Raw genomic sequence first — 12,252 nt, 5'->3', positions numbered from 1 at the left:
GGGCGCCCGACCGGTGAGCGCCGCGCGCCTCCCTTCCGTACCTCATGGGGAGCCGTACAGCCCGAACCCGGAGACCCACGTGGAGCGCAATGTCGGACACCCCCGGCGAGCCCGAGCCCTGGTGCTGCTCGGCACCCTGCTGGTACTGCTCCTCGGGGGAGCGGCCCCCGCATCCGCCCACTCCGCCCTCCGCGGCACCGACCCCGAGGACGGATCGGTCGTCCCCCGCGCCCCCCGCCACATCACCCTGACCTTCACCGAGTCCGTCGGCCTGCTCGACGGCTCCTTCCGGGTCTTCGGCCCCGACCAGCGCCGGGTCCCCACCGGCGAGGCCGCGCACGCGGACGGCCGTTCCGACACGGCCCGGGTCCGGCTGACCGGCAAGCTCGCGCAGGGCACGTACACGGTCGCCTGGCGGGTCGTGTCCGCCGACAGCCACCCGGTCTCCGGTGCCTTCACCTTCTCCGTGGGCAAGCGCTCCGCGACCACGGTCCAGGTCGACACCGGCCCGGAGGAGGACCCCGTCACCGGCGGCCTGTACGACCTCGCCCGCTACCTGGCCTACCTCGCCGCCGCCCTGCTCGTCGGCACGGTCGCCTTCGCGTCGCTGTGCCGCCCGGCGGGCACGTCCCCGCTGCGCCGGCCCCTGGTCGTGGCCTGGTGGACCCTCGTGGGCGCCACGGCCGCCCTGCTCCTGCTGCGCGCCCCCTACGAGACCGGCGCCGGACCCCTCGCGGCCTTCGACCCGGGCGCCCTCGACCGCACCCTGTCCAGCCGCCCGGGCCTGGCCCTGCTGGCGCGGCTGGTGATCCTGCTGCTGAGCGCGGCCCTCCTGGCTCGGCTGTCCAGGAGCCGGGACCACCACCGGCCCCTGGTCCGGGCGGCCGGCACCGTCCTGGCCGTCGCCCTCGCGCTGACCTGGGCGGTGGCCGAGCACGCCTCGGCCGGCATCCAGGTGCCGATGGCGATGGCGTCCTCCGTGCTGCACCTGCTGGCCACGGGCGTCTGGCTCGGCGGACTCGTGGCGCTGCTGCTGACCCTGCGCGGCGGGCCCGTCGACGACCTGGCCCTGGTCGTGCCCCGCTTCTCCCGGGTCGCCCTCACCTGCGTGGCCGTCCTGGCGGTCACCGGCCTCTACCAGTCCTGGCGCGGCCTCGGCTCCCTGCCCGCCCTGACCGGCACCTCGTACGGACGGCTCCTGCTCGTCAAGGTGGCCGCGGTGTGGGCGCTGCTGCTGGCGGCCGGCCAGGCCCGGCGCTGGACGGCCCGGATCGCCGCGCCGGCGGCCGCCGGAGCCACTGCGGCGTCCACCGTCGGGGCCGCCGTACCGGCCCGCGTCCCGCAGCCGGTCGGCGTGCCCACGTCCCGCACGGGCGCGGCGGACCCGGGCACCGCCGACCCCGACGGCGATTCCGGTTCCGATCCGGGGCCGGATCACCGCTCCGGACCTCACGACCGCTCCCGCCCCGGCGACCGCTCCGGCCCGGACGGCGATTCCGGTTCCGGGTCCGGCCGCGACGGCGATTCCGGCCCCGGCCTCGACGCCCGGCGCCGTGGGTTGCGCCGCTCCGTGCTGGTCGAGGTCGCCGTCGCCGCCGTGGTGCTGGCGATCACCACCGTGCTCACCGGCACGCTGCCCGGCCGCGCGGAGGCCGAGGCGGCACGGCGGGCCCCGGCGGGCGCGCTGCCGCCCACCGCCCAGGTGACGGTGCCCTTCGACACGGGCACGGGCACGGTGACCGGCCGCGGCACGGTCCAGGTCACCCTGGATCCCGCCCGGGTCGGCGAGAACGGCGTGCAGGCCGTGGTCTACGGCGCCGACACGGGCCTGGTCGTCGTCCCCGAGGTCCGCATCACCTTCAGCCTGCCCTCCCGCGAACTCGGCCCGATCGACGCCGAACTCACCGACCAGGGCGGCTACTGGGGCACCAACGCCGTCAATCTGCCGCTCCCCGGGACCTGGACGATGAGGACGACCGTGCGGGTGTCGGACGTGGACCAGGTGACGGAGGAGAAGCGGGTGCGGATCGTGCCCTAGGCAGCCGCGGCACCGCTGTGGGACCGCCGCCGTCGAGGAGCCGCGTCATGGTCTCGGCGGCGCGTACGGCGGCGTCACCGCAGCAGTTGTTGAACAGGACGTGGACCTGCTCGGTCCGCTCGGCCAGCCGCCGCACGCGGGGCAGCCACTCGGCGAGTTCGTCCTCGCCGTAGGCGTGCCGGAACCTGTCCTCCTTGCTGCCGGTCCCCCAGGCGGTGCTGCGGCCGTGGAACCGTACGACGGACAGCCGGGGCGAGGTCACCGGGGTCACCGGCGGTACGGAGGACGGCAGGGTCTGCGTCATGTCGACGGCGACCGCGGCCATGCCGTGCCGGGCCAGCAGCGCGCCCGTCGCCTCGGCCCGGCCCGGCTCCCACCAGGACGGGTGCCGGAACTCCACGGCGAGGGGCCAGCCCCGGGTCCGCTCCGCGCACTCCCTCAGGAACGTCTCGGCCCGCTCGCCCGGCCGGAACCACGGGGGGAACTGGAACAGCACGCTGCCGAGCCGTCCGGCGCTGCGCAGCGGTTCGACGCCGGCCGCGAACCGCGCCCAGACCGCGTCGAGCACGGCCGGGTCCCGGTGCTCGGCCGGCAGCCCGTCCGGCATCACGGCCTGCCGGGTGGGATGCCCGGTCAGCAGGGAGAACGCCTTCACGTCGAAGACGAACCCGTCCGGGGTCCGCTCGGCCCACAGCAGGCTGTTCCGCTCGCTGGGCAGCGCGTAGTAGGAGGCGTCGACCTCGACGACCGGGAACCGCTCGGCGTAGTGCCGTAACCGCCCCTCGGCGTCCCGCCGCCCGGCCGGATACCAGCCGCTGCCGACCAGTGCCCGGTCGGTCCAGGAACACGTGCCCACCAGGATCTCGCCCATGGGGGAGCGGTTACCCGGGCCGGGCGCCGGCAGGCTCCGCCTCCGGTGGTGACGGCACGGTGAAAGCTCCTGAATCAGGGTAATCAGGTCATAACTGTCTATTGCGTCGCCAGGGTCGAAGCCTTCCGCGAGAGCGAGATGACCGAACATGGAGCAGCCCGTCACCGTCGGCCGGGCCGGCCGGCCGCCCGGCGGAGCCCGCGAGACCCCCGAGGCCCTCGGTGCCCTCGACGCCCTGGTCGCGGAAGACCTCACCGCCCGTGTCACCCTCGACGAGCAGGGCAGGGTGACCGGGTGGAACGCGGGCGCCGAGCGGCTCCTCGGTCATCCGGCCGCGCGCATGCTCGGCCGCCGCGCCGCGGACCTGCTGGCCGAGCCGATCCCGGTGCGCGGCGGCATGCCGGCCCTCGCCGGACTGCCCCGCTGGAACGGCGACGTCGCCCTGCGGCACCGCGACGGCCGCAAGCTGACCGTCCGGATCCTCGCCCACCACCGGACGACGCCCGCCACCGGCGCCCCGGCCTGGCTCGTCGTCTCCGCGCTGAGCGACCCGACCCCCCGGCCCGGCCTCGACGAGTCCCTGGTGAGCTGGAGCTTCGCCCAGTCCCCGTGCTGCGCCCAGGCGATCTACGACACCCGGCTGCGGCTGCGCCGGGCCAACGCGGACATGGAGCGCTCCACGGCCCTCACCGAGGAGGAGATGCGCGGCCTGCGCGTCTGCGAGATCATCGACGACGCCGCCGGTGAGCGTGCGGAGCGCAGCATGGCCCGGGTGCTGCGGACCGGGGAGCCGAGTTACGACGAGAACTACCTGCAGGCCCCCGGCGAGGACCACGAGCACGCCTGGTCGGTCTTCATGTCCGCGCTGCGCGACCAGGAGGGCACCATCCGGGGCGTGTGCCTGTCCGCGCACGACATGACCGAGCAGTTCTGGGCCCGCAAACGGCTCCAGCTGATCGCCGAGGCCGGCCGGCGCATCGGCAGCACCCTCGACGTGACGCGCACGGCCCAGGAGCTGACCGACGTGACCGTCCCGGCCCTGGCCGACCTCGCCGGCGTCGATCTGCTGGCCGCGCCGGACGACGTACCCGAGCCGCTCGTGCGGGCGCTGCCCGCGCAGGGGCCGCTGCGCCTGCGGCGGGTCGCGCTGCGGTCCGTCACGCCGGGCGCGCCGGAGGCCGTCGTGGCGGTGGGCGGGGTGGACTCCTACCCGGTGGGATCGCCGCCGTTCGAGAGCCTGCGCACCGGACGGCCCACCGTGCAGGGGGCGACCGACCCGGCCCTGACCGCGTGGCTCGCGCGCGACCCGGCCCGGGCCGCCCGGATGCGCGATCTCGGCGTCCACGCGGTGCTGACCGTGCCGCTGGCCGCCCGCGGGACGACCCTGGGCGTCGCCTTCTTCGTCCGGTACCGCAACCCGGACCCCTTCCGGCACGACGACCTGGTCCTGGCCGGGGAACTGGCCGCCCGGGCCGCGGTCAGCATCGACAACGCCCGCCGCTACACCCGCGAGCGCGCGACCGCCGTCACCCTCCAGCGCAGCCTGCTGCCCCGGCGGCTGCCCCGGCAGGCGGCGGTCGAGGTCGCCTCCCGCTATCTCCCGGCGGGCGGGCACGCGGGCGTGGGCGGGGACTGGTTCGACGTCATCCCCCTGTCCGGGGCCCGGGTTGCCCTGGTCGTCGGTGACGTCGTCGGCCACGGCCTGCACGCCTCGGCGACCATGGGCCGGCTGCGGACGGCGGTGCGCACGCTGGCCGACATCGACCTGCCGTGCGACGAGCTGCTGACCCGCCTGGACGATCTCGTGGCCCGCCTGAACACGGAGGAGGAGGGCGCCGGGGACCCGGCCGGGACCTCCGCCGACGTGGGCGCCACCTGCCTGTACGCCGTCTACGACCCGGTCTCGCGGCACTGCTGCTTCGCCGGGGCGGGGCACCCCCTGCCCGCCGTGGTGCGCCCCGGCGGCACCGCCGACCTGATCGCCCTCCCGGCCGCGCCCCCGCTCGGCGTCGGCGGCCTGCCCTACGAGGCGACCGAGGTCGAACTGCCCGAGGGCAGCCTGCTGGCCCTCTACACCAACGGGTTGGTCGCCACCCGCGACCGGGACATCGACGCCGGTGTCCAGCGGCTGCGGGAGGCCCTCGCCCGCCCGGCGGACTCGCTGGACGCCCTGTGCGACCGGGTGCTCACCGAGCTGCTGCCGCAGCGCCCGGCCGACGACGTGGCCCTGCTCATCGCCCGCACCCGCGCCCTCGACGCGAACCAGGTCGCCACCTGGGACGTGCCCTGCGACCCCTCCGCGGTCGCCCGGACCCGCAAGGACGTGGTGGCGCAACTGGAGCGCTGGGGCCTGTCCGACGCCGTCTTCGTCACCGAACTGGTCGTCAGCGAGCTCGTCACCAACGCCATCCGGCACGCCGAGCCGCCCGTCCGGCTCCGCCTGATCCACGACACCACCCTCATCTGCGAGGTCTCCGACGGCGGCACCACCGCTCCCCACCTGCGGCGTGCCCGCAGCTACGACGAGGGCGGGCGCGGCCTGCTCCTCGTGGCCCGGCTGACCGAGCGCTGGGGCACCCGCCAGAGCGCCACGGGCAAGACCATCTGGGCCGAACAGACCCTGACCCTCCCGTGAGGACCGCCGCCATGACCACCCCCACCGACCGCCCGACCGCCCGCACCCCGCTCCAGCAGGCCGCTCTGCTGGCGGGGGTCGTCTTCCTGCTGGTCGGCGTGCTGGGCTTCGTCCCCGGCATCACCACCGGCTACGGCTCGATGGAGTTCGCCGGCCACGACTCGGGCGCCGAACTGCTCGGCCTGTTCCAGGTCTCGGTCCTGCACAACCTGGTGCACCTGGCCTACGGCCTGGCCGGCCTGGTCCTCGCGCGCACGGCCGCCGGGGCGTACTCGTACCTGCTGGCCGGCGGTGCCGTCTACCTGGTGCTGTGGGTCTACGGCCTGTCCGTCGGCCACGACAGCGGCGCCAACTTCGTGCCCCTGAACTCCGCCGACGACTGGCTGCACTTCGCCCTCGGCGTCGGGATGATCGCCCTCGCCCTCGTCCTCGGCCGGCGCCCCGCCGGCAGACACGCGCGGTGAGGGGGACGGACCACGGCATGCAGACCTTCCTGCCCTACCCCGACTTCCGCAGGACCGCCCTGGCCCTGGACCGCCGCCGGCTCGGCAAGCAGCGCGTCGAGGCGCTGCAGGTCCTGCGCGGCCTGATCGTGCCGGGCTACGGCTGGCGGCGGCACCCGGCCGTGCGGATGTGGACCGGCTACGAGGAGGCCCTGGTCCGCTACGGCCTGGAGATCTGCCGCGTCTGGCGCGAGCAGGGCCACCAGGACAGCTGCGCGGCCACCCTGGTCGCCGACCTCGCCACCGCCCGCCCCCACGCCCCGGTCCGCGACCAGCACGACCTGGCCGCCGAGGGCGAACTCCCGCCCTGGCTGGGCGACCGGCCCTTCCACCGCAGCCACCGCTCGGCCCTGGTGCGCAAGGACCCGGACACCTACGGGGCGCTCTTCCCCGGGGTGCCGGACGACCTGCCGTACGTCTGGCCCGCCTCCGACCGCCCCGCGTAGTCGCACCTCCCCCTGGGGTCAACTCCCGTCCGTGCGGCACCCGTTGTCGACCGGACGGTTCCGTGTTCCACTGGATCTTTTCCGGCACAGCGGTCACGATCTGTTCCGGCACAGCGGTCACGGGTTCGGGCGGGCAGGACGTCATGGGGGAACCGTGTGTGAGGAACTGGGCTTCGAGAGCCTCCTCTCCGAGGAGGGCTTCTTCGCGCGGCTGTTCGGGCGGTCGCCCTCGGGTGCCGGGCGGGAGCCGCTGTACGGTCCGGATCTGCCCGTGGTGCTGCTCACCGGCGGCCCGGGCATGGGCAAGGGCCGGCTGCTGCGCGCCGTACGGGACCGGTTCGCCGCCAAGGTGCCGGTGATCCACCTCGACTGCGCCTCGCCGGTGTACGAGGACCGGGCCGCCCCGGAGCCCGGCGCCCGCTCCGCCGCGACCGAGGCGCTGGTCGAGGTGGCCCGGCGGTTGTGCACCTGGCAGGGCACGGGCGGCTCGTTCGCCTTCCCGCGCCTGTTCACCGGCCTCGCCATGATCGCGACCGGCGTCGCGGACGGCGGGCCCCAGGCGGTCGCGACGGAGGCCGAACGCTACGAGGACCTGCCCCAGCGGCGCCGCGTGGCGGGCCTGGGCGGCGGCGACTTCTGGCGCGGGATGCTGCGCGGCACCATCCGCAACCTGCTGGCGACCATGTACGGGCAGGCGTTCGACCCCTATTCGGCGGCCGTCAGCAACGCCCTGCTGGACGCCGTCTTCGAACGCGCGGCCCCCCGCGGCAGGGCGGAGCTGGAGCGGGTCTACGGCGCCTACCCCGGCGCGGCCGGCCAGCCCCGGATCGGGCTGCGCATCCTCGCCGCCGACTTCCGGTCGGGCGGCGAGGCGCGCGAGGTCGCGGAAAGCTTCCTCTTCCGGGCCCTGCGCGAGGACCTGGAGGCGGCGTACGCCTCGCCCTCCGGCTGGCTGCGCCGGGTCGGCCGCCCGGGCCTGCTGCTGGACCACGCCGAGTCGCCCCTGGGCGAGCAGCTGCTGCGCGCGGTGCTCACCGACCGCCGGGGCGGCCGGCGCGACCGTGTCGTCGTCATCGGCACGGCCCGCCGCGCGGACGGCGGCGCCTTCCTGCACGGCGGCCTGCCGCCCGGGCTGATCACGCCCCCGGCCGAGTACCGGCCGTCCGACGGAGCCCCGCCGCAGTGGTCCCGCCGCACGGACGGGGGCGCCGACGGGGCCCCGCTCGCCGACGGGGTGCTGCTGCTGCGGATGCCGCTGCTCACCGGCGACCAGCTGCGCCGGGAGACGGTGCGAAGACAGCAGCGCGCCGAGCCGGAGGGCGGCGTCAACCGCCGCCGGATCGACGCGGCCGTGGCCCGGCTGAGCGGCGGCCGCCCGCACACGGTGATCAGGCTGGCCGCGGCCGCGGCGGCGTTCCGCATGCCGGCCGACGCCAACGACCGTGACCTCCTGGACGCCCCCCTGCGCCTCCCGGGCCACGACGCCGAACCCCCGGTCGCCGAGGTGCTGTTACGGGAACTGATCCTGGACCAGTTGCCCGTACGCCTCCCGGCCGAGCACCACGCCCACTGGCTGGACCTCCTCACCCACCTGTCGGTGGCCCACGACACCGAGTGCGCCGACGTGCTGCTCCGCCACCACCAGGCCGGGCACGTCCACCACCTGACCGCCCATCACGTCTCCCGGCTCCTCACCGACACCGGCTGGCCCACCTGCGAACGCCACTTCATCGGCGACTTCGGCCTGCGCCAGCTCCTCGTCCACCGCCTCTACGGCCTGCTCCCGGACGGCGCCGCCTGGTACGCCGACCACCACCTGCTGCGCGACCACTACGCGCGGCGGGCGGCGGGGGAGGACCGCATCCGCGACGAGGACCTGCCGGGCGACGACGCGGCCGGCGACGGCATCGCGCGCGAGGGCGCCTTCCGTTCCCTGACCGCCCACCGGATGAACCACCACCTGGTCTCCGGCGGTGTCGACGACGTCGTCGGCCACCTCGCCGCCACGCTCCCGGGCCGCCCCCGCGCCTGGTGCGCCGAACTCCTGGAGATCGCCCAGGCCCCCTACCCGGGCGGCGCCGACGCCCGGCGCGAGCGCGCCCAGGGCCTGGTGGCGGCGGACGGCCCGCCGCTGCGCCGCACGGTCGACCAGCTGCTGCACGCGGTGTGGCTGTGCGAGGAACGCACCCGCCCGACCGGCAGGGAGACCGCCCGCACCCTGGCCAAGCTGCTGGACCTCCTGTCGATCATGGACTTCGACGGCGCCGGCCGGCTCAGCAGGACCGCGGCGGACTGGAGCGCCCTGGCCGAGAACGAACAGCCCCTGCTGCGCTGCACCTGCACCGAACAGCTCCGGCGAAGGAGATGACGGCATGCCGAGATGGAAGAAGATCCTCTACTCGCTGTTAGGGGTGCTGGTCCTCGTCGCGGGCGTCACGCTCACGACCTCCCTCGTCCGCAAGCCGGACACCTGCGCCGACGGTGTGGAGCGGATCGAGGGCGAGTGCGTCGGCGTCAACGGCGAGGGCTACGACTTCGGCACCCCGGAGATCGCCGACGTGGCCCGCGCGGTCGCCCGCGAGAACGACAGGATCGAGGACCAGCCGCACGTCACCGTCGCGATGATGCTGCCCCTGCAGTCCGGCCGCGAGGCCCTGCGCCGGCAGATGCGCAGCGACTTGCAGGGCGCCTACCTCGGGCAGCGGCAGGCCAACGCCGGCGAGGGCGAACCGCCGAAGATCCGGCTGGTCCTGGCCAACCCCGGGCGCGACTACGGACACCAGGCGAAGGTCGTCGACACCCTGCTGCGGATGGCCGCCTCCCCCGAGGACCGGCTGCGCGCGGTCACCGGCTTCAACCTGAGCCTCGCCGCCACGGAGGCGGCCGTCAAACGCCTGACCGAGAACAAGGTGCCGGTGCTGGCCGCCCGCATCAGCGGCGACCGGATCGCCAACGAGGACCGGGCGGACGGCATGGCCAGGCTCCGCTTCCCGGGCCTGGCCCGCATCCTGCCCACCAACAACGACGCGGCCCGGGCCCTGGCCGACTTCAACGGCGCGCAGGGCCGCCGCAACCTGCGCACGGTCCTGGTCTACGACAAACGCCCCGACAGCTACAACGAGTCCCTGGCCAGGGCGTTCAGCCGGATCGAGGAGGAGGGCCCGGCCGGTCCCGCCGCGATGTCCTTCGAGTCCCCGGCCATCGACGAGGCGGGCTCCACCGGCAACCAGTTCACGCAGACGGCCAACAACATCTGCGACTCCGAGGCCGACACCGTCTACTTCGCCGGCCGCACCCTCCACCTGCGCATCTTCGCCCTCAAGCTGGCCCAGGTGGGCTGCGAGGGCCGCCACTACACCATCGTCAGCGGCTCCGACGCGGCCTCGCTGCGCCAGGACATGACCGAGCGGGACTGGGCCTCGCTGCGCGGCGACGACGGGCGGCCGAAGGTCACGGTCCAGTACGCGGCCCCCGCCCACCCCGACGCCTGGAGCACGGAACTGGCCGCCTGGACGAAGAAGTGGACGGCCACCCACAAGCGCGCCCCGGAACCCCAGGAGCTCCCCCAGTACCTCACCGAGCCGAAGGCGGCCCTGGACGCCCTGCGCGCCCAGATCGCCGCGACCCGGCGCGAGGGCATCTCCCTCGGCTCCACGCCCAACCTGGAGGACTCCCGCACGATGCTCGTCCACGACGGCCTCCTCACCATCGGCAAGGCCCTGCACCAGGCCCAGCAGGGCGCGCCCGAGACGACGGTCCCCACCCGCGAGGACGTCGGCCGCCAGTGGTCCCTGCTCCACTCCCGCCACCGCGTCCGGGCCACCAGCGGCCTGATCTGCCTCACCACCGGAGGCAACGCCTACGACAAACCGGCCGCGATCGTCGAACTGGACCCCGGCAGCAGGGGCCGGGGCACGCTCAAGTTCGTGGGCCTGGGCTGGCCGACGGGACGACCGCAGCCGAAGAACTGCGTGATCCCCAGCGAGACGCCCTGAGGAGGCGGCGGGCACGACGGGCGATGTTCACGCATTCATGAATTCATGGATCCCTGAACTCGGGTACGCTCGTCGGATGCTGACTGCCGCCCCCGACATCGAAGTCCTGGTCCGGTTCGGCCGGGCACTCGCCGATCCGGTCCGCTGCCGGATCCTGCTGGCCCTGCGCGAGGCCCCGGCCCACCCGGCCGACCTCGCCGACACGCTCGGCGTCTCGCGCACGCGGCTCTCCAACCACCTGGCGTGCCTGCGCGACTGCGGCCTGGTCGTCGCGGTCCCCGTGGGCCGCCGCACCCGCTACGAACTGGCCGACGCACGCCTCGGCCATGCGCTCGACGACCTGCGCACCGCCGTGGTCGCCGTCGAGACCGACCGCACCTGCCCGGAGGCCGCCACCGAGGGGTGCTGCTGACCGTGGCCGCGCAGATCTCCCTGTCGCCGGGCCCCGCGCGGCGCGAGACGCTGACCCGCCGGATACGGCTGCTGGTCGCCGCGACCATCGCCTACAACGCGGTCGAGGCGGTCGTCGCCCTCACCGCCGGGGCGCTCGCCTCCTCCACCGCCCTGATCGGCTTCGGTCTGGACTCCGTCGTCGAGGTGTCCTCCGCCGCCGCCGTCGCCTGGCAGTTCTCCGCACGCGAGCACGCCGTGCGTCAGGCGCGGGAGAAGAGCGCGCTGCGCGTCATCGCCCTGTCCTTCTTCGCGCTGGCGGCGTACGTCGCGGCCGACGCGGTACGGGCTCTGGCCGGGACCGGCGCGGCGGAACGCTCGGTCCCCGGCATCGTGCTGGCGGCCCTCTCCCTGGCCGTGATGCCGTTCCTGTCCGCCGCCCAGCGCAGGGCGGGGCGCGAACTGGGTTCCGCCAGCGCGGTCGCCGACTCCCGCCAGACGCTGCTGTGCACGTACCTGTCGGCCGTGCTCCTGGCGGGCCTGCTCCTGAACGCCACCGTGGGCTGGTCCTGGGCCGACCCGATCGCGGCCCTGGTCATCGCCGCCGTGGCGGTCAAGGAGGGCCGGGACGCGTGGCGGGGCAAGGGCTGCTGCGCGGTACCGGCGTCACCGTCACGGCCGGCGTCACCGTCGCTGCCGGTGTCGCCGGAGGGTGAGGGGAGCTGCGGTTGCCGTGCCGGGGGTGGGTGTTGCGGGGTGACCGGCTAGGCCGCCCTGCGGCGCGGGCGCGACGTCCGCCTGCCCGGCGCGGGCCGCTCCACCTCCCCGGTCTCCGGGAAGTCCCCGGACTCCTCGGGCGGGAAGGCCTCGTCCTCTCCGAAGTCCGGGGCTCGGAAGGGATTGGTGACCGGGGGAGGCGATGCCGCGGCGGAGCGGCGGGGTTGCCCTTCCGGAGCGGAGAACAGCGAAGTCGGTTCGATGGGAGGACTCTCTTTCGTGGGGAGCGGCCCCCTGACGGGGGTCGCGCGTGCCGTGACCCGGCACGAGGTCCTACAGCTTGGTCATCTTGGCGTAGGGGCTCAGGATCCGCATCTGTGCGGAGCCGAAGTCCACGAGCACCGCGATCCCGTCCTCGACACCGATCACCCGGCCGAGGCCGTACATGTCGTGGGTGACCTGGTCCCCGACGGCGAAGTGCTTCGGCGCCGGCGCGACGGGGGCCGCGAAGGGGCTGGTAGGCAAATGACGCTTCTGTGCAGCACGCTTTGTCATCACGCCCCAGTATGCGCCCCGGGGGGTCTTTGTGGGGACGGGCAAGCGACGATGAGGTCACGAACTGAGACGGAAAACATCGAAGGGCCCCACCGCGAACGG

Annotated in this window: 10 protein-coding genes; 8 read left to right on the top strand and 2 right to left on the bottom strand. The window is 74.9% G+C overall.

Annotated elements, in window-relative coordinates; genetic code table 11:
- Window positions 1-121 precede the first annotated feature (121 nt).
- Window positions 122-2,038 carry a copper resistance protein CopC gene (locus tag RIN80_RS19140; RefSeq protein WP_309096838.1) on the top strand — a complete coding sequence of 639 codons (1,917 nt, stop codon included), beginning with the start codon at window positions 122-124 and terminating at the stop codon, window positions 2,036-2,038.
- Here RIN80_RS19140 and RIN80_RS19135 read toward each other — a convergent pair.
- Complete coding sequence (locus tag RIN80_RS19135; RefSeq protein ID WP_309096828.1) at window positions 1,938-2,909, bottom strand: DUF72 domain-containing protein; 972 nt, start codon at window positions 2,907-2,909, stop codon at window positions 1,938-1,940. The two genes, RIN80_RS19140 and RIN80_RS19135, sit on opposite strands and share 101 nt — an antisense overlap.
- Before the next feature lie 148 nt (window positions 2,910-3,057).
- Between RIN80_RS19135 and RIN80_RS19130 the strand changes: the two genes are divergently transcribed.
- The 7 genes from RIN80_RS19130 to RIN80_RS19100 all read left to right on the top strand — a co-directional run bounded on the left by RIN80_RS19130 (window position 3,058) and on the right by RIN80_RS19100 (window position 11,646).
- Window positions 3,058-5,544, top strand: a complete 2,487-nt coding sequence (locus tag RIN80_RS19130) for a SpoIIE family protein phosphatase (RefSeq protein WP_309096827.1) — start codon at window positions 3,058-3,060, stop codon at window positions 5,542-5,544.
- An 11-nt stretch (window positions 5,545-5,555) separates the two neighbouring features.
- Window positions 5,556-6,008, top strand: coding sequence for a DUF4383 domain-containing protein (locus RIN80_RS19125; protein ID WP_309096826.1), 453 nt, complete (start codon window positions 5,556-5,558; stop codon window positions 6,006-6,008).
- 17 nt (window positions 6,009-6,025) lie between these two features.
- Window positions 6,026-6,493 (top strand): MSMEG_6728 family protein, encoded by a 468-nt coding sequence (locus tag RIN80_RS19120; RefSeq protein WP_309096825.1) that lies wholly within the window; start codon window positions 6,026-6,028, stop codon window positions 6,491-6,493.
- A 154-nt stretch (window positions 6,494-6,647) separates the two neighbouring features.
- Entirely contained in the window at window positions 6,648-8,861 is a 2,214-nt protein-coding gene (locus RIN80_RS19115) for a hypothetical protein (protein WP_309096824.1), read from the top strand.
- A gap of 4 nt (window positions 8,862-8,865) precedes the next feature.
- Window positions 8,866-10,488, top strand: coding sequence for an ABC transporter substrate-binding protein (locus RIN80_RS19110; RefSeq protein ID WP_309096823.1), 1,623 nt, complete (start codon window positions 8,866-8,868; stop codon window positions 10,486-10,488).
- A 76-nt stretch (window positions 10,489-10,564) separates the two neighbouring features.
- Window positions 10,565-10,900 (top strand): metalloregulator ArsR/SmtB family transcription factor, encoded by a 336-nt coding sequence (locus RIN80_RS19105; protein ID WP_309096822.1) that lies wholly within the window; start codon window positions 10,565-10,567, stop codon window positions 10,898-10,900.
- 2 nt (window positions 10,901-10,902) lie between these two features.
- On the top strand, window positions 10,903-11,646 hold the full coding sequence (locus tag RIN80_RS19100) for a cation transporter (RefSeq protein WP_309096821.1): 744 nt from the start codon (window positions 10,903-10,905) through the stop codon (window positions 11,644-11,646).
- 282 nt (window positions 11,647-11,928) lie between these two features.
- On the opposite strand, the gene RIN80_RS19095 is transcribed toward RIN80_RS19100, so the two are convergent.
- Window positions 11,929-12,150 carry a hypothetical protein gene (locus RIN80_RS19095; RefSeq protein ID WP_309096820.1) on the bottom strand — a complete coding sequence of 74 codons (222 nt, stop codon included), beginning with the start codon at window positions 12,148-12,150 and terminating at the stop codon, window positions 11,929-11,931.
- Window positions 12,151-12,252: the final 102 nt, after the last annotated feature.

The organism is Streptomyces sp. (genome assembly GCF_031181705.1).
GTDB lineage: Bacteria > Actinomycetota > Actinomycetes > Streptomycetales > Streptomycetaceae > Streptomyces.
Note: the sequence above shows the minus strand (reverse complement) of the source record. Positions and strands in the feature narration are given on the sequence as shown.